General features: G+C 66.5%; 22 protein-coding genes and 2 tRNA genes. 10 read left to right on the top strand and 14 right to left on the bottom strand.

Going from position 1 to position 23,064, the window contains the following annotated elements:
* Window positions 1–2: 2 nt before the first annotated feature.
* Window positions 3–749 carry an aquaporin Z gene (aqpZ, locus tag B4L26_RS01855; protein ID WP_290715125.1) on the bottom strand — a complete coding sequence of 249 codons (747 nt, stop codon included), beginning with the start codon at window positions 747–749 and terminating at the stop codon, window positions 3–5.
* Between the two features lie 116 nt (window positions 750–865).
* On the opposite strand from aqpZ, the gene B4L26_RS01850 reads away from it, so the two are divergent.
* Together B4L26_RS01850 and B4L26_RS01845 are read left to right on the top strand one after the other, a co-directional pair.
* Window positions 866–1,360, top strand: a complete 495-nt coding sequence (locus B4L26_RS01850) for a GNAT family N-acetyltransferase (protein WP_290715123.1) — start codon at window positions 866–868, stop codon at window positions 1,358–1,360.
* 2 nt (window positions 1,361–1,362) lie between these two features.
* Entirely contained in the window at window positions 1,363–1,902 is a 540-nt protein-coding gene (locus B4L26_RS01845) for an AAA family ATPase (protein WP_290715121.1), read from the top strand.
* Between the two features lies 1 nt (window position 1,903).
* Here B4L26_RS01845 and B4L26_RS01840 read toward each other — a convergent pair whose 3' ends face one another.
* The 4 genes from B4L26_RS01840 to B4L26_RS01825 form a co-directional block, all read right to left on the bottom strand.
* A complete protein-coding gene (locus B4L26_RS01840; protein ID WP_290715119.1) occupies window positions 1,904–2,521 on the bottom strand; it encodes a DUF4203 domain-containing protein in 618 nt (205 codons plus the stop codon).
* 23 nt (window positions 2,522–2,544) lie between these two features.
* On the bottom strand, window positions 2,545–3,711 hold the full coding sequence (locus tag B4L26_RS01835) for a zinc-binding dehydrogenase (protein WP_290715172.1): 1,167 nt from the start codon (window positions 3,709–3,711) through the stop codon (window positions 2,545–2,547).
* Window positions 3,712–3,781: 70 nt separating this feature from the next.
* Entirely contained in the window at window positions 3,782–5,071 is a 1,290-nt protein-coding gene (locus B4L26_RS01830; RefSeq protein ID WP_290715117.1) for an acetyl-CoA hydrolase/transferase family protein, read from the bottom strand.
* Window positions 5,072–5,087: 16 nt separating this feature from the next.
* Window positions 5,088–6,362, bottom strand: a complete 1,275-nt coding sequence (locus B4L26_RS01825; RefSeq protein ID WP_290715115.1) for a glutaminase — start codon at window positions 6,360–6,362, stop codon at window positions 5,088–5,090.
* 107 nt (window positions 6,363–6,469) lie between these two features.
* On the opposite strand from B4L26_RS01825, the gene B4L26_RS01820 reads away from it, so the two are divergent.
* Window positions 6,470–7,423 carry a DUF4396 domain-containing protein gene (locus B4L26_RS01820; RefSeq protein WP_290715112.1) on the top strand — a complete coding sequence of 318 codons (954 nt, stop codon included), beginning with the start codon at window positions 6,470–6,472 and terminating at the stop codon, window positions 7,421–7,423.
* Here the strand turns inward: B4L26_RS01820 and B4L26_RS01815 are convergent.
* The 3 genes from B4L26_RS01815 to B4L26_RS01805 form a co-directional block, all read right to left on the bottom strand.
* The gene (locus B4L26_RS01815) at window positions 7,413–7,865 is read right to left on the bottom strand and encodes a hypothetical protein (RefSeq protein ID WP_290715110.1); all 453 of its coding nucleotides are present in this window, start codon (window positions 7,863–7,865) and stop codon (window positions 7,413–7,415) included. The two genes, B4L26_RS01820 and B4L26_RS01815, sit on opposite strands and share 11 nt — an antisense overlap.
* A gap of 73 nt (window positions 7,866–7,938) precedes the next feature.
* Window positions 7,939–8,011 (bottom strand) — tRNA-Arg (locus B4L26_RS01810).
* 30 nt (window positions 8,012–8,041) lie between these two features.
* Window positions 8,042–8,133, bottom strand: a tRNA-Ser gene (locus B4L26_RS01805).
* 100 nt (window positions 8,134–8,233) lie between these two features.
* On the opposite strand from B4L26_RS01805, the gene hisC reads away from it, so the two are divergent.
* Window positions 8,234–9,295 (top strand): histidinol-phosphate transaminase, encoded by a 1,062-nt coding sequence (gene hisC / locus B4L26_RS01800; RefSeq protein ID WP_290715107.1) that lies wholly within the window; start codon window positions 8,234–8,236, stop codon window positions 9,293–9,295.
* A 125-nt stretch (window positions 9,296–9,420) separates the two neighbouring features.
* Here the strand turns inward: hisC and B4L26_RS01795 are convergent, their stop codons facing one another.
* On the bottom strand, window positions 9,421–10,407 hold the full coding sequence (locus tag B4L26_RS01795; RefSeq protein WP_290715105.1) for an alpha/beta hydrolase: 987 nt from the start codon (window positions 10,405–10,407) through the stop codon (window positions 9,421–9,423).
* Between the two features lie 226 nt (window positions 10,408–10,633).
* Here B4L26_RS01795 and B4L26_RS01790 point away from each other — a divergent pair, with 226 nt between their 5' ends.
* Window positions 10,634–11,032, top strand: coding sequence for an acyl-CoA thioesterase (locus B4L26_RS01790; protein WP_290715170.1), 399 nt, complete (start codon window positions 10,634–10,636; stop codon window positions 11,030–11,032).
* On the opposite strand, the gene B4L26_RS01785 is transcribed toward B4L26_RS01790, so the two are convergent.
* A complete protein-coding gene (locus B4L26_RS01785; RefSeq protein ID WP_290715103.1) occupies window positions 11,005–12,258 on the bottom strand; it encodes a hypothetical protein in 1,254 nt (417 codons plus the stop codon). The two genes, B4L26_RS01790 and B4L26_RS01785, sit on opposite strands and share 28 nt — an antisense overlap.
* 10 nt (window positions 12,259–12,268) lie before the next feature.
* Complete coding sequence (locus B4L26_RS01780) at window positions 12,269–13,384, bottom strand: acyltransferase family protein (RefSeq protein ID WP_290715100.1); 1,116 nt, start codon at window positions 13,382–13,384, stop codon at window positions 12,269–12,271.
* A 161-nt stretch (window positions 13,385–13,545) separates the two neighbouring features.
* Between B4L26_RS01780 and B4L26_RS01775 the strand changes: the two genes are divergently transcribed.
* The 3 genes from B4L26_RS01775 to B4L26_RS01765 all read left to right on the top strand — a co-directional run bounded on the left by B4L26_RS01775 (window position 13,546) and on the right by B4L26_RS01765 (window position 17,907).
* Window positions 13,546–15,021, top strand: coding sequence for a flavin-containing monooxygenase (locus B4L26_RS01775; protein WP_290715098.1), 1,476 nt, complete (start codon window positions 13,546–13,548; stop codon window positions 15,019–15,021).
* Window positions 15,022–15,176: 155 nt separating this feature from the next.
* The gene (locus B4L26_RS01770; protein ID WP_290715095.1) at window positions 15,177–16,310 is read left to right on the top strand and encodes an alpha/beta hydrolase; all 1,134 of its coding nucleotides are present in this window, start codon (window positions 15,177–15,179) and stop codon (window positions 16,308–16,310) included.
* Window positions 16,311–16,476: 166 nt separating this feature from the next.
* Window positions 16,477–17,907: a purine-cytosine permease family protein gene (locus tag B4L26_RS01765; RefSeq protein ID WP_290715091.1), complete on the top strand. Its 1,431-nt coding sequence runs from the start codon at window positions 16,477–16,479 to the stop codon at window positions 17,905–17,907.
* On the opposite strand, the gene B4L26_RS01760 is transcribed toward B4L26_RS01765, so the two are convergent.
* Window positions 17,900–18,706, bottom strand: coding sequence for a helix-turn-helix domain-containing protein (locus B4L26_RS01760; RefSeq protein ID WP_290715089.1), 807 nt, complete (start codon window positions 18,704–18,706; stop codon window positions 17,900–17,902). The genes B4L26_RS01765 and B4L26_RS01760 overlap by 8 nt on opposite strands.
* On the bottom strand, window positions 18,679–19,068 hold the full coding sequence (locus tag B4L26_RS01755; protein WP_290715087.1) for a VOC family protein: 390 nt from the start codon (window positions 19,066–19,068) through the stop codon (window positions 18,679–18,681). The genes B4L26_RS01760 and B4L26_RS01755 overlap by 28 nt, the downstream gene beginning before the upstream one ends.
* 179 nt (window positions 19,069–19,247) lie before the next feature.
* Between B4L26_RS01755 and B4L26_RS01750 the strand changes: the two genes are divergently transcribed.
* Window positions 19,248–19,394: a hypothetical protein gene (locus B4L26_RS01750; protein WP_290715085.1), complete on the top strand. Its 147-nt coding sequence runs from the start codon at window positions 19,248–19,250 to the stop codon at window positions 19,392–19,394.
* Between the two features lie 34 nt (window positions 19,395–19,428).
* Window positions 19,429–20,628, top strand: a complete 1,200-nt coding sequence (locus B4L26_RS01745; protein WP_290715083.1) for an MFS transporter — start codon at window positions 19,429–19,431, stop codon at window positions 20,626–20,628.
* A gap of 14 nt (window positions 20,629–20,642) precedes the next feature.
* Here B4L26_RS01745 and B4L26_RS01740 read toward each other — a convergent pair whose 3' ends face one another.
* Window positions 20,643–23,039 carry an arylsulfatase gene (locus tag B4L26_RS01740; protein WP_290715081.1) on the bottom strand — a complete coding sequence of 799 codons (2,397 nt, stop codon included), beginning with the start codon at window positions 23,037–23,039 and terminating at the stop codon, window positions 20,643–20,645.
* Window positions 23,040–23,064: the final 25 nt, after the last annotated feature.

The following is a 23,064-nucleotide window of genomic DNA, read 5'->3' as shown; positions in this document are numbered from 1 at the left end:
TATCAGGCCTCCACCTTCAGCTTCTCGTCAGTGAACAGCAGCACGTAGACCACTGCACCGATGATGCCGCCGACGAGGGGGGCGAGCCAGAACAGCCAGAGCTGTCCCGGTGCGCCGTCACCGTTGAAGAACGCAACGCCGGTCGAGCGCGCCGGGTTCACCGAGGTGTTGCTGATCGGGATCGAGATGAGGTGGATCAGCGTGAGCGACAGGCCGATCGCGACACCGGCGAAGCCGGCGGGGGCACGCTTGTCTGTCGAGCCGAGGATGACGATCAGGAAGAACGCGGTCAGCAGGATCTCCGCGATCAGCACGGCGACCAGGCCGTATCCGTCGGGCGAATGCGCACCGAATCCGTTGGCGGCCATGTTGCCGGTGGCGTAGAAATCGGGACGCCCCTTGGCGATGCCCCACAGGGCCAGACCGGCGAGGAGACCACCCACGACCTGGGCGATCCAGTAGGGGATCAGGTCCTTGGCCGGGAGGCGCCCTGCGACCACCGCACCGATCGTGACGGCCGGGTTGAAGTGACCACCGGAGATGTGCCCGACGGCGTACACCATGGTGAGCACGGTGAGGCCGAAGGCCAGCGCCACGCCCAGGTAGCCGATCCCGATGTTGAACGCGCCGACGTGCGGGTCGCCGGTGATCTGCTTGGCGGCGAAGATCGCCGAACCACAGCCGCCGAAGACCAGCCAGAACGTGCCGAAGAGTTCGGCGAGCCCGCGGCGGGCGAGTGACTCAGACACGGAAGATTCCTTTCGCGAAGGTAGTTTGACGCCGCAAACATAGCCGCCAGTCCGGCAAAACGGTGCGTTTCAGCCACATAGAGGCCGGGGTGTGACCATCGGGGTACGTTTGCCCCATGGGCGATTCGACGGTGATCCGCTCGGCAACACGCGCGGATGTGCCGGTGATCCTCACGCTGATCCACGGCCTGGCCGACTACGAGAACGAGCCCGACGCGGTGGTCGCGACCGAGAACTTGCTGGCTCAGCAGTTGTTCGGACCGCAGCCCGGCGCCGAGGTGGTGATCGCCGAGCTCGACGACTCACCCGTCGGTTTCGCGCTGTTCTTCCACAACTTCTCGACGTGGGAGGGCCGGCGCGGGCTGTATCTGGAGGACCTGTTCGTCGTCGAGGAGGCTCGTCGACGAGGAGTCGGGCGAGCGTTGATGGTGCATCTGGCCCGGTTGGCCGTCGAGCGGGACTGCGCCCGCTTCGAGTGGTCGGTACTCGACTGGAACACCCCGGCCATTGGCTTCTACCGCGGCATCGGCGCCGTCGGCATGGACGAGTGGACCGTGCAGCGCCTCGACGGCGATGCGCTGGTCGCGTTGGCGCGCGAGGCGGGCGGCTGACGGTGCGGATCGTCGTGTCGGGGACGCATGCCAGCGGCAAGACGACGCTCGTCGAAGCCTTCGCGTCGGCGCATCCGGAGTACACCGTGCTGCCCGACCCGTACGAGCTGCTCGACGGGGCAGACGACTACCTCGACGCCGGGCTGTTCTTCACGCAATTGCGGCTGGCTGCGGCGCGGTTGGACGACGCCGACGCCGATGCGATTGCCGAGCGTGGTCCGCTCGACTTCTTGGCTTACCTGGTCGCGCTCGAGACGCTAGGCCGGCCAACAGCCTCGTCGGGGCTCATCGACGCCGGGACGGAACTGGTCATGAAGGCGATGGCGGGGGCCGATCTCCTCGTCGTACTCCCGTTGTCGTCGCGCGACGACGTGGCCGCCGGCCTTGACGAGGATCTCGAGTTGCGCGAGGCGATGAACGACGCACTGCTCGAACTCATCGACGATCCCGAGCTCACGGGCGACGCCAGAGTCGTCGAGATAGGGGGCAGCCCCGCGCGCCGGTTGGCGCAATTGGAAGCTGCGGTCGACGGAGCCGCTTAGCTCACCACTCCTCGCTCATATCGCGGTCGTTGCTCACTTCGCGGGCCTGGCTGACGATGCCGAGCACCGCGAGCACGATGTAGAGCACCCACAACCACCAGGACTCGTCGATGGTGGCGGTGACGCTGCCGACCGTGAACTCGCTGACGTTGAGTTGGCCGAACAGGAACATCAGACCGCCGACAATCGCCGTGGCACCACCGAGGGCGCTGATGACGATGAGGATGATGGTCGGCAGGTTCACGGCTATCGCCAGCGCGGCCAGCAGAACTCCGACGATCACGCCGACGAGGATGATGACCCAGTTCCAGGAGACGTTCAGGGCGACCATCACCGCGGAGCCGATGAGGAAGCCGACCGACGCCATCGCGATAACGACGGCGACGGCGTAGTAGAGGTAGGCGAAGAGGCCGAACAACAGGGCGCAGATGATGCCGATGACCCAGCCCAGGACGGTCGAGAGAAAGCCGTCCCCGGTGATCGCGCTGACGAGTCCGGCACCGAAGTTGAATCCGACGAACAGGCCCCAGAGGGCGATCACCAGTCGCATTGCGACGATGCCCTGGAAACAAAACAGAGCGCCGACAATTATCGCGATGATTCCTACAAGAATGTCCATGGGCGTGATCGTACGCCCGGAGGTCAGGACAGTTCTGACACCGCGCTCGACGGATCGAAGAGAACCTTCGCGTGCTTCTCCGCTTTCCCCAGACCGTCGAAGGCCGATGCCATGCCGTCGGGTCCGACGGTTGCGGTGATCAGCACGGACGGATCAATGGTCCCCTTGTGCATGAAGTGCAGGATCTCGGCGAATTCGTCCGGGTTGTAGCCGAAGACGAACCGCAGGTCGATCTCCTTGTTGATGGCCAGCGCCGGGCGGATGGTGTCGGCCTCCATGCAGACACCGACCACGACGACCAGCGAGCGCAGCGGCGAGTCGCGGATGATCGAGTCGATCATGCCGGGCACGCCGACGCACTCGAAGACCACGGGGCCGCTGGGGGTGAGCCCCGCGTCCGAGGCAAGCCGGACAATGTGGCGCCAGGGCACACCCGGAATCGTCTGCAACGCCTTCAGCGCCTTGAACGCCTCGCCAAACAGCGCCGGGGCATCGGTGAAGTGCTTCTGCTGCTGCTTGACGGCGGAATAGGGCGACTCCTGCGTCGGGTCGACCACCTTGTCTGCGCCGCACCGGGCGGCCAGCGCGCGCCGGCCCTGCGAGAGGTCACTGGCGACGACGGTCTTCACCCCGGCAGCTTTGAGCAGCATGATCACCGACAGCCCGATGGGGCCGCAGCCGATGACGACGGCGACGTCGCGCTTGCCGATGCCGCTGCGACGGACCGCGTGGTGGGCGACGGCCAGCGGCTCGGTCAGCGCGGCGTCCTCGTCGCTCACATCGTCGGGCACGGGCATGGCCAGCGCCTCACTCACCTCGATGTACTCGGCGAACGCGCCTGGGGCCTGCTGCGCCAGCCCGACCATCTCGACGTCGCCGCCGTGCATGATGATCGGCAGCGCGCAGATCCGGGTGCCCGGCTTCCAGCGTTTGCGACAGCCGGGGCCGTAGGAGACGACTTCACCGACGAATTCGTGGCCCATCACCACCGCGTCGGCCGAGCGCATGAAATTGTCGTACCCGACCTCCGTGGCGATGTCGGCGGTGTCGTCGCAGTGGGTCCGCGCGTGCAGATCGCTGCCGCAGATCCCGGCGCGCAAGACCTTCAGTAGGACGTTCCCCTCGCCCGGCTCAGGCCTGGCGACGTCGCGGACGTCGAGCTTCCCGTTCTGACAGACCACGGCTTTCATCTGATTCGATGTCGTCTGATTCGATGTCGTCCCGCTCATCTTTGGAGGCTATCGAACTCGGCGATTGCGATCAGGCCAGTCCCATTTCCCGAGCCTGGCGGCCTAGTTCGTCGCGGTGCTCGGGCGCTGCGATCGCGATCAACGCCGTCGCCCGTTCGCGAAGCGAGCGACCGCGCAGGTCGGCGATGCCGTACTCGGTCACCACCTTGTCGGTGGTGTTCTTATGTGTGGTCACCACGCTGCCGGGTGACAGGCGGGCGGTGATCTTGCTGATGCCCTTGTTCGTGGTGGCCCTCGTGACGAGAAATCCTTGACCGTTCTCCGAGTACTGCACGCCCCGGGCAAAATCGACCTGACCACCCGACGACGAGTAGTACTTCCCGGCAATCGTCTCGCTTGCTGCTTGGCCGTACAAGTCGACCTCGGTGGTCGCGTTGATCGAGATCATGCCCGGTTCGGTGCCGACCACCCGTGGATCATTGGTCTTGTCCACCGGCAGCAGCGCAACGCCGGGATTGTCGTCGATCCAGTCGTAGAGCTCGCGCGAGCCGAGCGCGAAGGTGGCAACGGCCTGTCCGCGCCGGTTGGTCTTGCGCACCCCGGTGGCGGTGCCGGATCGGATGAGCTTCATCAGGCCGTCGGTGATCACTTCGGTGTGCACGCCGAGGTCGCGACGTTGCCCCTGAAGCAGGGAGGCAACTGCGTCGGGGATCGACCCGATCCCGAACTGCATGCACGCGCCGTCTGGAATCCGGTCGACGATGTGTTCGGCAATCGCCCGATCCCGCGGATCAAGGTCTTCGACGGCCGTGGACTCCTGCGTGAACAGCGGCCGGTCCACCTCGGTCCAGCCGGCCACTTGGCTCACATGGATCGCGTTTTCTCCGTGGGTGCGCGGCATCTGATGGTTCGCCTCGAGGAAGAACGGCACCTCGCCGATCAGGGCGGCGCAGTAGTCGGCATTCGTGCCGAGGGTGAAGTAGCCGTGCGCATCCGGCATCGAGGCGCCGGCGATCACCAGCTTCTGTCGCGGCATCGCACGCAGCAGGCTCGGCATCTCGGAGAAGTGGTTGGGCACCAGGTCACACTGGCCTTTGCGGAACGCCTCTCGCGTTCCGCCCGCCAGGTAGTAGTCGACGTGCCTCAAGCGGTCGCCGAACTCACCGCGGATATAGGCACACTCGCGGTACTCACCCATGCTGTGCACGCGCACCCCGGACAGCCCGGCCTGGCCCGCCTCGAGTGCGTCGATCAACGTCTCGGGAGTGCCGGCGAAGATCGGCGAGATGAGTGCGGTCCCGTCGTCGACGAAGTCGAGGAGCCGCTCGGGCGGAACGGGGCCGTCTCCGGTGATGGTCACGCCCTCGACTCTAGATCTAAATCGGTGAGACCAACTGCTCGATGCTGGCCACCGGGGTTACCAAATCCTGCACGTCGCGGGTATCGAGCACACCGTCGGGATCCACCGCGAATACCCGGTACCCGGCTTTGGTCAGTTCGAGGATCAGGCTCTCGAACATGCGGGAAGCGGCTTCGTCGAGTTCGTTGACCCGACTCAACTCGAGCACCACCCGCGTCGTGGTCGGCGGATTCTCGGTCACCGCGCGCACCACGCGCTCGGCACCGGAGAAGCGGATGGCGCCCTGCAACCCGATCACGGAGACGGCGTCTTCACCGGACCCGACGATCCTTGCCGACCGGATCGTCGACGACGCTGCTGGCGCCGAACCCATGATGTGCAGATCCATGTCGTTGGTGAAGTGGGTGAACAGGTCGACGCCCCGCACGCTGTTGCCGTGCCGGTCGAGTCGCGGCGAGAAGGTGGCCACCCCCACTTCGCCGGGCAATGCCCCGATCAGCCCGCCGGCGACGCCGCTCTTGGCCGGAATCCCGACCCGCGTCATCCAGTCGCCGGCGCCGTCGTACATGCCGCAGGTCGACATCACGCTCAGCACCTGCCGCACCACCGGGCCGGGCACCACCGGGCGTCCGGACTGTGGGTTCACCCCGCCGTTGGCCAGCGTCGCCGCCATCAGTGCGAGGTCACGCGTGGTGACCAGGACCGAGCACTGTCTCGTGTAACCGGCAACGGCAATCACCGGGTCGTCGGCGATGATGTCGTTGGCGCGCAACAGGTTCGCCAACGCGCGGTTGCGAAACGCGGTCGACAGTTCTGACTCGTAGACCGACTCGTCGACGGTCAGCTCACGCCCCGCGAACGCACTCAACCCCGCCAGGATCCGCTCGACCCGCTGCTCCGCCGACGCGCCGTCCGGACCGGCCAGTGTATGAGTCGCGATCGCACCCGCGTTCACCATCGGATTGCGGGGACGTCCGGTGCCCTCTTCCAGGGAGATGTCGTTGAAGGCGTCGCCCGTCGGTTCGACGCCGATCTTGCCGAGCACCTCGTCGAACCCGCGGTCGGCCAGCGCCAGCGCGTACACAAAAGGTTTGGAGATCGACTGGATGCTGAACTCGGTCTCGGTGTCGCCGACCTCGTAGATGTAGCCGTCCACCGTCGACACCGCCACCGCGAGCTGATCCGGATCCGCGGACGCGAGCTCGGGAATGTAGTCGGCGACCGCACCCGAGTCGTCGGCTTCGACTGACTCGAGGGCAGCTCGCAGGTACTCGGGGATCGGCGATTCCATGAGGCAAGGGTAGGAGGCGCTTGACCAAGTTCCGCGACTCTCCCAGCAATCATGTCCGATTTCATAGACTTGCCTGAAATACATCACGACGAAGAGGAACCCTGACGATGCTGAACGGCGCGATGCTGGTGTGGTTCACTCTGACGGCGGCGAGCTTCAGCTTTGTGGTGTGGGACAGCATCACCAACGGCGTGACGAGCTGGGTGCAGCGCGCGGCGTGGATCCTCGTCACCCTCTACACCGGTCCGATCGGACTCGTCTTCTATCTTCTGGCCTGTCGCCGCCCGTTCCCCGGCGCACACGACGCCTACACCAAAGCACCTTGGAAGCAGGGGCTCAACAGCGAGATGCACTGCGTGGCGGGCGACGCGACCGGCATCTTGATCGCCGCCGCCGTCGTTCCCGCATTCCACCTTGCGAACGGCTGGGACATCCTGATCGAGTACACCGCCGGGTTCGTCTGCGGTCTGTTCATCTTCCAAGCGCTGATGATGCGGGGAATGTACGGCGGCGACTACTTCAAGGCGGTGCGCAAGACGTTCTTCGCCGAGACCGTGTCGATGAACATGGTCATGACGGGAATGATCCCGACGATGGTGCTGCTGGCGCACGCGTGGCCGGGGTCAGAGGATCCGATCAATCCGGAGTTCTGGTTCCGGATGAGCATCGCGACGATCGTGGGCGCTGTCATCGCCTTCCCGATCAACCACTGGCTGGTCTCGCACCATTTGAAGCACGGTTGCATGACGCTGCCCGGTGCCGATCAAGTGGCCCCGCACCTCGGACACCGCTCCCCTGAACCCGCTATGGCAACCCATGGCCCGGCGCACGGTGAGATGTCGATGCGCGAGGGCGGGATGTCGATGGGCGACATGGAGCACGGGTCAGAACACGCCGGGATGGCAATGGGCGACATGAAGCACCATGCAGGGCACGGCGGCATGGCGATGGAGATGCCATCCCTGCCCCTGCCACGCGCGCTGGCCTGGATCGGCGGAACCTACGCGATCCTGATCGCCGCGATCGTCCTCACGGCACTCTTCGTGCCGATCAATTTCTAAACAAACCCCCGCCGAGCTTGCCTGCGCCTTCGAGCGACGCGCGCCAGAAGCTGCGCTTCTCGGTGCGGGAGGTGCGCTGCTTCGACACCTCGTGCCCCAGCTGCTCGGCGCCTCGACCATGCCTGGCGATCCATTCCTCGATCGCCGCGTCGCGGTCGCCCGGTATCGTGCGGCTCGCGTTCACCCTGAAGGTGCCCGTCGACGACTGGCCCGGGAGCCTGATCCCCACCTCGTACTCGTAACCAATCGCGGCGCCCTGCGCCCACCATTCGGGGTTCTTTACACCTTCTGGCATGAAGTCCAGGGCGATCCTCGCGATCTTGTTGTGTGGAAGGGACCGCGCCCCCGCTGCATCGAATGCGGTCAACCATTCGGCCCAACTCACCCCGGACACACGCTCCAGGCCGGCAATCTGCCCATTTTGCGCATTGTCCTGACCCACGCATCCAATCCTAGTGGTGCGACACACGAAGAAGCCCGCTCCGGCATAGAACCGAAGCGGGCTTCTTTCAGAGTGCGCCCGAAGGGATTCGAACCCCTAACCTTCTGATCCGTAGTCAGATGCTCTATCCGTTGAGCTACGGGCGCGAAATCTTCAGTTGTGTCGCACGAATGCGGTGGCGGAGGCGAGAGGATTTGAACCTCCGGTCCGGTGTTGGCCGGACAACTCATTAGCAGTGAGTCCCATTCGGCCGCTCTGGCACGCCTCCTGGTGCGGAGTCCTTTCGAACTGCCGAACACGTAGGTTACACACCCGATGCGACGGGGTGCAAACCACTAGGTTCCGACCCCGGCCGATACGCTGTCGGAGTGACACCACGCCTGCGCAGCGACCTCGACGACCTGCCGGTCTACGTTCCCGGCAAGACCTACCCGGGAGCGATCAAGCTCGCCAGCAACGAGACCACCTTCGGGCCCCTGCCCAGTGTTGCCGCCGCGATCGCCGACGCCGCGTCGACCGTCAATCGCTACCCCGACAACGCGATGGTCGACCTCACCGACGCCCTGGCGAAGAAGCTGGGCGTCTCCCCCGAGGAGATCCAGACCGGCTGCGGCTCGGTGACGCTGTGCCAGAACCTGATCACCATCACGTGCCGCCCAGGCGACGAGGTGCTCTTCGGCTGGCGCTCGTTCGAGACGTATCCGCTGGCCACCCGCCTCGTCGGCGCGGTTCCCGTGCAGATCCCGCTCGACGACGGTCTCGCCTATGACCTGCCGTCCATGGCTCAGGCGATCACCGACCGCACGCGCTTGATCTTCGTCTGCAACCCCAACAATCCGACGGGCACCGTCGTCAGCCGCGAGCATCTCGTCGCGTTCCTGCGGGCGGTCCCCGACGACGTCGTCGTCGCGCTCGACGAGGCCTACTTCGAGTACATGCGCCTCGACGCCTCCCAGGACTACGACGCCCTGGAACTACGGCGCGAGTTCAGAAACCTCGTCATCCTGCGAACGTTCTCCAAGGCGTACGGGCTGGCCGGCCTGCGCGTCGGATACGCCGTCGGCGACCCGGCCGTCATCACCGCGCTCGGCAAGGCGCACATCCCGTTCTCCATCAACTCGCTGGCCCAGCGCGCCGCCATCGCCTGTCTCGACGCCGACGATGAGCTGCTGGCCCGCACCGACGCAATCGTCGTCGAGCGTGCCCGTGTGACCGCAGAACTGCGCGAACTCGGCTACCGGGTGCCCGAGTCGCAGGCCAACTTCGTGTGGATCGCCCTGGGCGACGACGCCGTGCCGTTCGCGAAGGCCGCCGTCGATGCCGGCGTCATCCTGCGCCCCTTCGACGGCGACGGCGTGCGCGTCACCGTGACCGAGCCCGACGAGAACGACGCGTTCCTCAAGTTCGCAGCCGACTGGGCCACCGGTTAAGGCAACACCGCTGGCGCACGCCATAGTTTCCAACGGCCCACGCGTCTTACCCACACCCGACCGTGTTGGCAGTCCGCGCGCCATGTTGGGTTTGCAACTCGCGCAGCGTCAATCTCGGTGCGCGACTACCAGAGACCGCGGGAAACCGTCGCCCACGCGGCGGGGAGGTCGCCACGGAAGTACTCCCACCGGTGCGTTCCGATGATCCGGAACCCGTCGTTGTACGCGATTCCTGCTTGGCGCAGCTGCAGCGCGAACTCGAGTGAGCACCGGTAGGCACCCAACTCCAACGCTGACGCCGAGGCGGTCACCGCATCTTCGGGCAAGTCGCTCTTGGGCTGCGGGAGGAGGTCGGGCGGACCGATCGCGCCGGAACCGGCCGAGAGGAACAGGTTCTTCCCGCGCAGAGCGTTGAGGTGGGTCAGCGGATCATGGGCGACCCACAGCTTCGACCCGGGCGGGCCCCACATGTTGTCGGCATTGCCACCCGACTTTGCGACGGTGGTCCGCACGTAGGCCTGGTTCAGCGGCCCGGACACCGGTGGGCAACCGGAAATCGAGGCTGCCCCCGTGAACAGATTGGGGTGCCGGCTCAGCAGCGCGAAAGCACCCTGCCCGCCCATCGACACACCGATCAGCGCGGCGCGTCCAGTGCCGTTGAACTGCTTGTTGATCAGCGGCGGCAGTTCCGTCGTCAGGAAGGTCTCCCACTGCGGCTTGCCGATCTTCGGATCGTGCTTGCGCCAGTTGGTGTAGAAAGTGCCGGCCGCATCGCGCGGGACGACGACGTTGACATTCTTGTCGGCGAAGAAGGAACGGATACCGCCCTTCGACATCCAGTCGCTGACGCCGCCAGCCGCGTCGTTCCCGTCGAGCAGGTAGACAGTCGGCCGAGGGCCCCGATCGACCCGCGGGGTCAGCACCGAGACGCTCACGCGCTTGCCCATGGTGGGCGATGCCACGACGATGTCGGTGCGCATCGTACCGACCTTCACAGACTTGGCGATCCGCGCGGGCGCGGCGTTAGCGTCGGCGACGGCGGGCAGCACGACACCCGCGGTCGCGCACACGGCAACGACAGCGGCGGTGCCTACCAACCGGTGAAAACGCATGATCTACCTGCCAAGACTCGTGGGACTGTGAAATCCAGGGTACGAGCGCCGTCTGACAGGGACCTGTGACGAGCGCAAAATCTCGGCGAATGTCGCGCTACGTTTGCATTACGACGTGGTCGCGGTCACAACCGCGTAGCCGCACTACGATTGCCCGGTGAGCACGGACCACCTCGGCAAACATGAGTTCGCCTTCGTCGCGCAAGTACCCGTCCGCTGGTCGGATATGGACGCCTTCGGACACATCAACCATGCGCGCATGGTCACCCTGATGGAGGAGGCCCGCGTCGACTGGCTGCTCTCCGCGGGACCGGAGTACCAACCGCTGATCAAGAGCGCCATGATCGTCCACGTCGACATCCGCTATCAGAGCCAGCTGCGCCACGCCGATTCACCGCTGGAGATCGGCATGTGGATCAAGGGCTTCCGATCGGTCGACTTCACGATCGGCTATGAGATCCGCGGCGCTTCCGAGTCGGTCGGGTCCGCCGCCCCCGACGCCAAGCCGAGCAAACCGGCGTGCGTGGCGTCGACGCAGATGGCCGTCGTAGATATCGAAGCGCACAACCTGCGCCGACTCACCGACGAGGAGAAGTTCTACCTCGCGTCGTGGTCAAGGGGCTGAGAGGGCTCGTAGCGTTCCGGCAGCTCCAGCGGCTTACCCATCGCGTCGACCGGTGAGAGCCGGGCGATGTTGCCGGCCAGCACGTCGCGGTAGATGCGCAACTGCTCCTCCCCCGCGCGGACCTGCTGTGTGAGGCGCTGGGAGTTGTCAGCCGAAATCTCCCGACTACCCGAGCGCGACACCAACTCGACGATCCGGTCGTCGATCGTCGTCGCACGGTCGTACTCGTCGATCAGCCGCAGTTCGACGGCGGCCGAATCCATCACGTGCGCAACCTCGGCGAGAGCCTGGACGCGTTCGAGCAACTGCGTCCACACCGGGCGCAAGTCCTGCTCTTTCGCGGCGATGTGGTCGACGAACTGCTGGTCGAAACCACCGTTGCGCATCGCGCGGTCAAGGTCGACGCGGACCGAGCGCAGCGCGATGATGTCGGCGGCGACGTCGGCAACGTCGGCATGCAGGTTGATCTGGCTGCGCTGCACCTCGAAGTGCTCCGAGCGCCAGGAAGGGCTGGCCTGGATGCGGTCGTAGTACGCGCCGACGACGTAGAGCAGCGTCTCGTAGCCGTCGATGAACGCCATCTGCTGCGGAGCCGCCGGTGCGGCAGGCATCGGCCGCGGGGTCAGCGCCTCGCGCGCCCAACTCTCCACCTGCTGGCCCATGGCGCGCACCGCCAGCCCGCCGACGAAGCCGGCGAGCTTGCCGAAGGCGGCACCGCCGGCACGGCGCACATAACCGCCGGTGTTCACGTCTGGAGTCGGCGTGTGCAGCAGGCCGTCGAACAGCCGCTCGCGGGCCTCAATCTCCAGGTAGACACCTTCGCGGCGCTCGCGGCGGATCGCTCGCGTGCCACCGGCGTAGACGCCTTTACCCAGGACGATCTGTTTGCGCGCGTCTTCCCGTCGTCGAATCAAGCCGTTGAGACGGTTCTGCATTCCCGAGCGGACCATCGTCGGCAGGACCGGGTTGGCCAGCTGCGCCTCGAGCTGGGAGATGCCCCGCTGCAGCCGCCGCAGGTCGCCGAAACCAGTGGGCAGCGTCGCCAGCGGCAGACCGCGGGACTGACGGGCGACGATGACGGTGCGGGCCTCGGGCGTGACGAAACCGGAGGCGATCATGATCGCCGCGGAATCCGACAGTTCGCGGTGGGGCCCCGGCACCTGCGCGGCCTCGGTCCAGCGCCGGATATCGGCGGTGGACGGGGCGGGCGGGACTCTCGAGCTCATCTCACCAATACTACCGATCCGCGCCGACACTGTTTCGGTGCCAGATCGGCCTGGTGACCCGGTGCAGCAGCCACGCCAGCGGGGTCGCGAGGGCAGTCGTGACGAGGAACGTCAACCACATCGACCCCGTCGCCAGCACCTGATACCCCAGCAGGCTCATCACGAACTCGAGGACGAGGACGTGCACACAGAAGAACTCGTAGGAGATCTCGCCGAACCAGCGCACCGGTCGGCTCGCCCAGATCCGCGACCACCAGTCGTCGGCACCACCACTGCCGTTGACCGCGAGCGGGACGATAAACCCAAGGGAGACAACGAGATACAGGACGTGTTTGACGATCGTCTCGGCGGCGGTGTTGGGGCTCATCGTCGGCCCGCCGGCGGCCGACATACCCGACACGAGGAACGCTGCGGCGCCTGCGACGACCCACCACGCAGTGTTCACCCGAGCCACCAGCGGGACGCAGACGGCCAGCACCATCCCGGCGACGAACCACCAGAAGAATGTCGGCGGCCAGATGCGGGCGGTGATGTCGACGTCGGCGCCGACGACCGCGAAGATCCACAGCGGTGAGACCAACGCCACTGCTCCGAGCAGGCACAACAGGAGGTCTGGACGCCATCGTCGTCGACAAATCGCGACGCCGAGGATCGCGATGACCGGCAGCACGAGATAGAAGGCCACCTCCGCGACCATGCTCCACATCTGCGTCAACCCGGTGTGCTGGTGCCCGAGCCCGAAGAGCTGGGTGAACGTCATGTTCCGCCAGAACCCACCCCATCCGGCGCCGTACTCGGTGGGGTTCTCCCGCACGAGATAAACCAGATAGACCCCGACGACGGTGAGCCAGTAGGCGGGCAGGATCCGCCGCGCGCGGTGGGCGAAGTAAGTGGGGATCGACACGGGCTCGGCGTCGGGTCCCTTTCTCAGTCGGGTGACCCATGCCGAGTACAGCAGGTAGCCCGAGAGCACGAAGAAGATCGTCACCCCGACCTCGAAGCGCGCGCTGAGCCGTCCGGCGTAGGTGTCCTGGTAGTGCCCGGTCCAGTAGGCGGCATGAGTAAGGCACACCGATAGCGCCGCTAGCGTGCGGATACCGGTGAGCGCGGGGACGCGGGCGGCCATGCGCCGATCCTATTGGGCTCCCGTCACGACTCCACGGGTCCACGCATCACCAAAATGGCGATCGACCGTGGCGCTGAAGTTCGCCAACTATCGCTGGCGAGCGTCGCACCGCACTATATCGTGGAGTGACGAGCACCACACCGTGATCGGGAGAGGCGCCTGTGACCGCAACCGAGAACGTCGACGTCGTCATCGTCGGTGCTGGAATTTCCGGCATCGGTGCGGCGTACCGGATCCATCAACGCAACCCGGCACTGCGCTATGTGATCCTGGAACGCCGCGCCCAGATCGGAGGCACCTGGGATCTGTTCCGTTACCCCGGTGTGCGCAGCGACAGCAGCATCTACTCGCTGAGCTTCCCGTGGGAACCGTGGACCCGCAAGGAAGACGTCGCCGACGGCACCGACATCCGCGAGTACCTGGCTGAGACCGCCCACAAGTACGGAATCGACGACCACGTACGGTTCGGCAGCCACGTACAGTCGGCCGACTGGGATGGCGCCACCGACACCTGGACGGTGCGGGCCATCGAGGACGGCGTCGAACAGTCCTACCGTGCGCGGTTCGTGTTCTTCGGCAGCGGTTACTACTCCTACGACCAGGGCTACACCCCCGATTTCCCCGGCCTGGAGACCTTCGCCGGCATCCTGGTGCACCCGCAGTTCTGGCCGGAGGACCTGGACTACGCGGGCAAGCGGGTGGTGGTGATCGGCAGCGGCGCCACGGCGATCACGCTGGTCCCCGCACTGGCGCGGGACGCCGCCAGGGTGACGATGCTGCAACGCTCCCCCACCTACATCATCAAGAGCGGACGGATCTCGGCGTTTACCGAGCTGGTTCGAAAAGTGCTACCGCAGCGCACGTCTCACGCGGTCGCCAAATGGAGCGCCGCGCTCCTGGAAGGCATGCTCTGGCTCGTCTCCCGTAAGTCACCCGGGACCATGAAATCGCTGCTGCGCCGGACGGCGGTGGCGAATCTGCCCGCCGGGTATCCCGTCGACATCCACTTCAACCCAAGCTACGACCCCTACGACCAGCGACTGTGCCTGGACGCCGACGGCGACCTGTTCGGTGCAATCAGCTCCGGTCGGGTCGAGGTCGTCACCGATCACATCGAGCGCTTCGACGCGACCGGCATCGCACTGCGCTCCGGCGGGCATATCGAGGCCGACATCGTGGTCACCGCAACCGGGCTGCAACTGCAGGCCCTCGGCGGCGTGACGATCAGCCTGGACGGCACCGAGATCAAACCGCAGGACCGGTTCATCTACAAGGCGCACATGCTCGACGAGGTGCCCAACCTGGCGTGGTGCGTGGGCTACACCAACGCCTCGTGGACGCTGCGCGCCGACATCACGGCCGTCAAGGTGGCAAAGCTGCTGTCCTACATGACTTCTCACGGGTACACCCACGCCTATCCGCATCTGAGCGGCAAGCCGCAAGCCGAGAAACTGGCCTGGGATATCCAAGCCGGCTACGTCGCGAGGTCACCGCATGCGCTGCCGAAGTCTGGCACCAAGCGGCCGTGGAACGTGCGGCAGAACTACTTCGCCGACGCCATCGACCACCGCTTCGACCGCATCGGTGAGCAGATGGTCTTCGGCCGCGCCGCCGAACGGGCATCGATCACGGCGTAGCGGCTCACTGCACCCTCGACCACCGTTCATCACGGCGGCGTCTCGGTTCGGCGACGGGGCTAGCGCTCATGACCACAAACCGCACATACTTCTCGCTGTTACTGAAGTGACGCGTGTGACTGGGGATGCGGCGCGTCAAGGAAAGGCCGAATAGCTTGAGACAACCTCTGGTGCGGACCAGCGTCGCGGTGGCGACGACACTGGCCGTCGGCCTGACCATCGGTACCACCGTCGCCGACGGAGCTCCGCCACCCCCGCGACCACCCGGCCCCGCGGCTGGCCCGACTGCGCCGAGTCCTCGGATCGTGTCGGTCACGCCGTTCAAAGGGCGCGAGCGGTTGCGGGTGTTCTCCGCGGCGATGGAACGCGAGGTCGTCGTCGACCTGCAACGCCCGTACGACCCGGCCCGCCCTGCGCGGCCCGGCCAGAAGGTGCGTCTGAAAGCGCGTCCGGGCAAGCGTCCGACGATCTATTTCCTCGACGGCGCTGAGGCCCGCGAGACCGAGTCCGGGTGGTATTCCGAGACACGGCTGGCCGACCTCGCGTCGAAGACCGACGTGAACGTCGTGACACCGGTCGGCGACCCGCACAGCTACTACACGGACTGGCAGGCCCCCGAGCCCGGGATGGGCAACAAGAAGTTCATGTGGGAGACCTTCCTGACCCGCGAACTCCCGCCGCTGCTTGCTCAGCGCTTCGGATCCAACGGGGTGGCGGCGATCGCCGGCGCATCGATGGGCGGACTCGCTGCGCTGGCCATCGCGACCCGATTCCCCCACATGTACACCGCGGTCGGCGGATTCAGCGACTGCGCCAACATCTCCAGCCCGGAGAACCAGTTCCTCACCCAGTGGGACATCAGCCGCGGCGGCGGGAACTCGGTCAACATGTGGGGCAAGTTCACCGACCCGGCGTGGCGCGCACACGACCCCTTCGTCAACGCCGAGCAGTTGGCGGGCAAGACCGTCTACCTCTCGTCGGGCAGCGGCATGCCGGGCACCTACAACAACGTGGCTGCCGATCCGCTGGACACGACCGTCAAGGGCGCCTTCCTCGAATTCGGCAGCGCAGTGTGCACCGGCCGGATGACCAATCGGCTCAAGAAGCTGGGCATCCCGTTCCAGGGCAGCGTCAAGGCGTCGGGCACCCACCGCTGGGAGTACTGGCGCGACGAGCTGTTCACCGCCTGGCCGGTTCTGATGAAGGCACTGGACGCGCGCATCAGCGGACCGATCCCCGAGGCACCGTCGTCGGGCCTTGCCGACGGCCTGGGCTCCTCGCAAAGCTGACAAATATCGGGCCAGAAGGGGAATACCTCCCTGCGAGGGCCCTCTGGTCGACGGGTTTCGGGGACACACCGCACTCGCCCTCACCATCAGGCTAGGTTTAGCGGAGTTACATCACGTAAAACCGCCTAGCGGTCGGCAACCGTGTCCCATCCGGGGGGAGCACCACATGACCACCACGTTTGACGATCTCACCGCCGGCGCACGAGTCGCCGGCTACGGACCCGATCCAGGCCCAGACCGCACCGAGGTCGCCGAACCCGTGAAGACCCGCAGTCCGTGGATGTTCTTCTGGACCTGGCTGGTGACACCGCACATCGAGTTCGGCGCGATCTACGTCGGCATGATTGCGGTCTACTTCATCGACCTCAGCTTCACGCAGGCGCTGCTGGGCGTATTCCTCGGCACCGCATTCGGTGCGCTCACCCACGGCCTGCTCACCGCGACCGGGGTCCGGCTGCACATGCCGCCGATCGCGCTCGGCAAGCTCGCGTTCGGGTCCAAGGGCAACATGATCGTCACCACCGTCATGGCGGTACTGAGCTCGCTGGGTTGGTTCACCGTCAACTCGGTGGTGGCCGCGCTCGCCTTGAACGCATTGTTCGGCATCAAGACGCTCGGCGCACTGGCCATCATCGTCGTGCTCCAGCTCCTCGTCGCAGCGCTCGGCACGCGGGTGAACTTCAACTACGGGATGTTCCAGCGCATCCTGTTCCCGATCACCCTGGTCCTCATGGTGATCGCCGGGATCATCACGTTCGTCAACGCCGAGCCGTCCTCCGGACCGGCCACCGAGTGGAACCTGAACGCACTCATCGCGATCGTCGTCGTCGCCTGCATGGCCTGGGCGTACACCGTCGGGTGGGGCCCCTACGCCACCGACTTCAGTTCCTACGCCCCGACGGTGTCGCCGAAGGCCGCCGGCATCGGCGCTGCGCTCGGGCTGTTCTGCTCGTCGATGTTCCTGATGAGCGTCGGTGTCGCGGCGGCGATCGCCGTCGGCCTGACCGACCAGGACAACCCGGTCAAGCAATTCACCGACGACCTGCCCGCAGTGCTGGGCGTGCTGGTGCTCCTCGGTTTCCTGATCGGTTCGTTCTCGTCGAACACGGTCACCCTCGGCTCGGTCAGCAAGCTGGTCTCGTTGGAGAAGGCCGGTGTCAGCGCAGCAGCGAATCGCCTGGTCGGGCCACTGTTGTGGACGGTCCTGGCGTTCCTGCTCGGTTGGGCGGCGTTGCAGAACGTGCCGTCGAACTTCGAGGGCTTCATCATGGTCGTCGGCTACTGGATCGGGCCCTGGCTCAACACGATCCTGATGGACCAGTACATCAAGCGGAAGGTCGACGTGACCGGGCTGCTGTACGACAACACGCTGTCCTACAAGTGGGGGCTGTTCTCGGTCGCCATCGCGGTCATCGGCTCGGTGTGCCTGTACGCCCTGCAGATCTTCGACGGCGGACGCATGCCGCACGGCGGGGTCTCCTACGCCGCGCTGGGCATGCTGGTCGGCTTCTATGCGTCGGCGGTCGTCTACGGCCTGGGGCTGAAGAAGATGATCGCGCCACGCGAACAGCAGGTCGCCAAGCGCACCGTCAAGTAGCGTCGCTGAACTCGGCCGCGCGCACCCGCAGGAATTCCTTGGGCGGGTGGCCGGTGATGGTGGCGAACTCGCGTGTCAGGTGGGCCTGGTCGGCATAACCGCATTCGACGGCGACCTCGGCGATCGGCTCGCCGCCCTCCAGCCGCGCGCGGGCGTGCTCGAAGCGCGCAAGCCGGGCCGCCTGTTTGGGACCGATGCCGTACTCGGCGGTGAACACCCCGGTGAGTTTGCGCGCCGACCATCCCGACATCTCGACAAGCGTCGCGACGGTGATGCGGCCCCGGGTGCGCTGGATGAGTTGCCACGCGTGCTCGGCATCGGGGTCGGCACCGTCGGCCGAGTCGCGCAACGCCTGGGCGATGATGTCGCCGACGACGAGCCCGCGGTCCTCGTACACCGCCGACCCAGCCTCGTCGTAGAGTCGGCGCGCCAGCGCGGGCGCGGCGGCATCGAGATCGATGTTCGCACTCCACAACTCGCCGGGCGGCATGGCGAACAGCGCACGAAAGGCGGCCGGGTCGAGGTTCACCTGTACGCCGACCTGCGAGCCGTCGTGATGGATGGTCACCGGTTCCAGGTGCATCCCGCCCAAACAGCATTGGAAGGTCCGCACGCCCGCGCGGCCCGGTTCGCCCAGATCCAGGCCGTTGCCGAGGTCGACGACGAGCGTGATGGTCGACGACGGTAAGCCGATGTGCTCACCGGGCTGCGCGCCGACGATTCGGTACGGCGTGACGGTGACGCCGGCGGGCAGCGGCGGTGGATTGCTGCTCAGCCCGCGTATGTTCCGAAACTCCATGCGTTTCCCTCGGGGTCGGAGACCGTGAACCCTCGTGATCCATAGTCCTCTTCGGCCATGTCTCGCACCATCGTTGCGTCGATCTCGCGGGCCCGGGCGTAGACCGCGTCGGGGTCGGTGACGACGACGTAGACGTTGCCGGTCCCGACGGCCCCGGGTAGGTCGCTCGTCTTTCGCAGCGAGTGGATCATGACGCGCCCGCCGTCGGGCCAGAGCATCTCCGAGTGCTGCACCTCGTGGTCTCCGTCTCCTTCGACGAGGATCCCCTCCTCGAAGCCGAGTCTCGACAGCCATGCCCGCTGCGCAATCGCGTCGTCGTAGCCGAGGCCGGGCCAGATGTTGATGTCTTTTCTCTCGTTCATGCATCCAGTCTGCGCCCGCCGGGGGCGGTGGCTCTTGAAAGAATCGGCAGACCTCACCTAACCCCCCAGGGGGATGCTAGCGGGAGTCTCGTACGGGTTTCGCCGCCCGCGCCTTCGAGGTCTTCCGCGAGTTCAGCGCTGCCGCCGCGGCCGCTGCGGCGAACTGAGAGGATAGGCCCATGTGTGAAGCAGTTCGGTGCCCCGTGTGCGGCAAGACGACGTGGGCCGGGTGCGGCACCCACATCGAAGAGGTCCGCGCGACCGTCCCCGCCGACCAGTGGTGTCCGGGACACGAGAGCGAACCCCAGAGCAACGAGAGCAAGTAGGGCACACTCCTCCTATCTGAGATAGGAGGAGTGCTTGTCTGAGACGACTCGTTGGCGCGGCCTCCCGACGTCGACGCTGGCGGTGACCGCGGCCGCGTTCGCGGCACAGGGTTTCGGTTACGCGGCCATCGTCTCCACGCTCCCGACGTTCAAGGAGCGCCTCGACCTCACCGAGACGCTGATCTCGGCGATCCTGCTCGGCGTGTGTGTGGCGGCCGCGGGTGGCTCGGTGCTCGCCGACGTCATCGCCGTCCGCCGGGGCAGTCGCTGGGCGCTGGCGGTCGGGTTCGGCCTGCAGGCCGTCTCGCTGGTGGTCGCGATCAACGCCTCGACCGTCGCCATGTTCACCGTGGCCGTCGTGGTCTACGGAGTCGGCCTCGGTTGTGTCGACGCAGCCGCCAACATGGCCGGCGCACTTGCCGAAGCACGATCGTCGACTCCGCTGTTCGGTCGCCTCTACGCCGCGTACACGGTCGCGGCGATCACGGGCGCACTCGCCACCTCGGGCGCCCAGTCGACCGGGCTGCACGCACTCACACCGGTCATCGTCGCGGCGGTGCTCGCCGTCGTCGTGGCGGCACTCGTCCTGCGGTTCGGGGACCGGTACATCACCGCTCGCCCGCCGACCCACGAGCCACAGGACCGCGCGCGTCTGCCGTTGCGCGGGATCTGGATGGTCGGCGGGCTCGTGTTCGCGGCGTTCGTCGTCGACTCCGCGGTGGCGACGTGGAGCACGCTGTACATGGAGGACGGACTCGGCACGACGAAGGCGGTGGCACCACTGGCCTATGCCGCCTACCTCGGCGTCGTCCTGGCGGGCCGGCTGGCCGCCGACCCGATGGTCCGACGCTGGGGGCGGCTGCACACCGGAATCGTCGGCTCACTCGTCGCCCTCGTCGGGTGCGTGCTCGTCGTCGCGGTCCATGCGCCGGGTCCCGCGGTCGTCGGATTCGCGCTGGCCGGCGGAGCTGCGGGACTGCTCGTCCCGGTCGCGTTCAGTTGGGCGGGCGAACTCGACCCCGATCGCAGCGACGAGGTCGTCGCCCGGGTCAACCTGTTCAACTACGGCGGCGCACTGATCGGCGCAGTGGCGCTGGGCGCACTGGCCGGCAACGCATCGGCGCTGGGATTCGGCTTCGCGCTGCCCGCGGTCGCACTCGTCGTCGCACTGCCGTTGCTACGCGCGCACCGCCGGTCAGCGCAGGCACCACTGCCCGATCAGGGCCGCCATTGATCAGCGACGATTAGTCACTGCTTTCCCATGGCAATCCGCAAGCGGTCCTCGGCGGTGACCAGATGGTCGTGGTCGTCGTCGCCGGTATCGATCTCCACCCAGGCGATCGTCCCGGTAAAGGCCGACGTCCCGGGTCGGTAGTCCGGCGACGGTGAGGAGCCGGTGTCGCGCCCGACGTCGCACGCCTCGTCGGCGGAGAATCCGACCGGCTGGGTCCGGTCCACCCGTCCCGTCCCGACCGGCTCACCGTCGTAGAAGAGGGTGATGTCGCCGCCCTGGGCGAGCCCACCACCGTCGTAGGCGAACTCCATCCGCACCTGGTGCCGGCCCGCCGGGATCTCCTTCTCTGCCGAGGTCACGTAGTAGTCGATGCCGAAGAAGTTGTAGCAGTACGTCAGCTTCTTCTCGTGGACATACAGCGCCCACCCGCCGGCCAGGCCGCCCTGCGTCACGATCACACCGTTGGCGCCGCCGTCGGGCACGTCAATCTCGGCGGTCACCGCGTGGGAGCGGTTCTTGACGGAGATGACGGCCGCCTCGGCCAGGCGCATGCCGCTGAACATCAGTTGCGACGTGCCCTTGATGAGCGACGGTCGGCCCGACAACTCGGGGATGATCCGCTCGACCGTGCGGTCGTCGAGCGGCACGACCCCGTACTTGGTCGCTTCGATCAACCACAGCCGCTGCAGGTAGGCGAGCTGCTCGGGCTGCTCTTTGGACAGATCGCGTGATTGCGTCCAATCGCCGGGTCCATACAGCTCCCACACGTCCTCGTCGAACGGGAGTGGCGCCGCCATCTTCCACGGCGTGCGGTGCTTGGTGACCGCCGTCCAGCCCTGGAAGTAGATTCCGCGATTGCCCATGATCTCGAAGTACTGGACGTCGTGGGTCTCGGGCGCATCGGCGCTGCGCAACGACCCCAGCATGCTGACGCCCTCCAGCGGCGCCTGGGTGATGCCGTTCACCGACTGCGGCGCGGGAATGCCGGCCGCTTCGAGGATGGTCGGGACGATGTCGATCACGTGGTGGAACTGATGGCGGATCCCACCGCCGTCGCCGAGTCCGTTGCCCCATCGCACGATGGTGCCGTTGCGGGTGCCACCCCAGTGCGAGGCGACCTGCTTGGTCCACTGATACGGCGTGCACAGGGCGTGCGCCCAGCCCACCGCGTAGTGGTTGTAGGCCTCGGGTGTGCCGAAGTCGTCGATCTTGGACATCAGGAACTCGGTGGTCTCGATCCCGGGCATCCCGTTCAACGTCGTCATCTCGTTGAAGCAGCCCACCGGCGTCCCCTCGGCGGACGCTCCGTTGTCGCCGATGATGTAGAAGACCAGGGTGTCGTCGAGCGCACCGAGCGAGTCGATGGCGTCGAGTACTCGCCCCACCTCGTAGTCGGTCTGCTCAAGGAAGCCCGCGTAGATCTCCATCTGCCGGGCGAGCACCGGCTTGAGCTCGGCGGGCATGTCGTCCCACGCCGGGATCTCCTCGTGCCGCGCGGTCAGCTCCGCGTCGGCGGGAATCACGCCGAGCTCTTTCTGCCGCGCGAAGATCTGCTCGCGCAGCTTGTCCCAGCCCTCGTCGAACTTCCCCCGGTATTTGTCGGACCACTCCTGGGGAACGTGGTGGGGCGCGTGGGTCGCCCCGGGCGCGAAGTACATGAAGAAGGGCTTGTCCGGGGCCAGCGCCTTCTGTTGGCGCACCCAGGTGATGGCGTGGTCGGCGAGGTCCTGGGTGAGCGTGTAGCCCTGCTCCGGGGTGCTCGACGGCTCGACCGGCGTCGTGCCCTCGTACAGCCCCGGGTAGTACTGGTTGGCCTCGCCGCCGACGAAGCCGTAGAAGTACTCGAACCCCGACCCCGTCGGCCATTGACTGAAGGGGCCGACCGGGCTCACCTCCCACACCGGCACCTCGTGGCACTTGCCGAACTGGGCCGTGGAGTATCCGTTGAGCTTGAGGGTCTCGGCGACCGGTGCCTTCTCCTTGGGCCGGATGCTGCTGTTACCCGGCGCCGACGTGGCCATCTCGGTGATCGCCCCCATGCCCACCGAGTGGTGGTTGCGCCCGGTGAGCATGGCCTGTCGCGTCGGCGAGCACAGTGCCGTCGTGTGGAACCGGTCCAGCCTGATGCCCTCTTCAGCCATCCGGTCGGCGACCGGGGTGGCGCACGGACCGCCGAAGGTCGTCGAGGCACCGAACCCAACGTCGTCGAGCAGCACGATCAGCACGTTCGGTGCCCCGGCGGGCGGACGCAACTCCTTGATCGGCGGGTAGGACGTGTTGGGGTCCTTGGCGTCATAGGTCGTCAGACCGACATGCTGAACGTCGGGGATGGGCAGATGCTCGCGAGCCAAGTGAGGTTTGTCGACGCCATGCGCGTCGGTCTGCGAGCTGTTGTTCGGGGACTTCGTCATCGGGCACCCTTCCGCTGCTGCTCCG

It is taken from the genome of Gordonia sp. UBA7599 (assembly GCA_002477755.1).
Lineage (GTDB): Bacteria > Actinomycetota > Actinomycetes > Mycobacteriales > Mycobacteriaceae > Gordonia.
The sequence above is the reverse complement of the archived record's forward strand: the minus strand, read 5'-3'. Positions and strand labels throughout refer to the sequence as shown.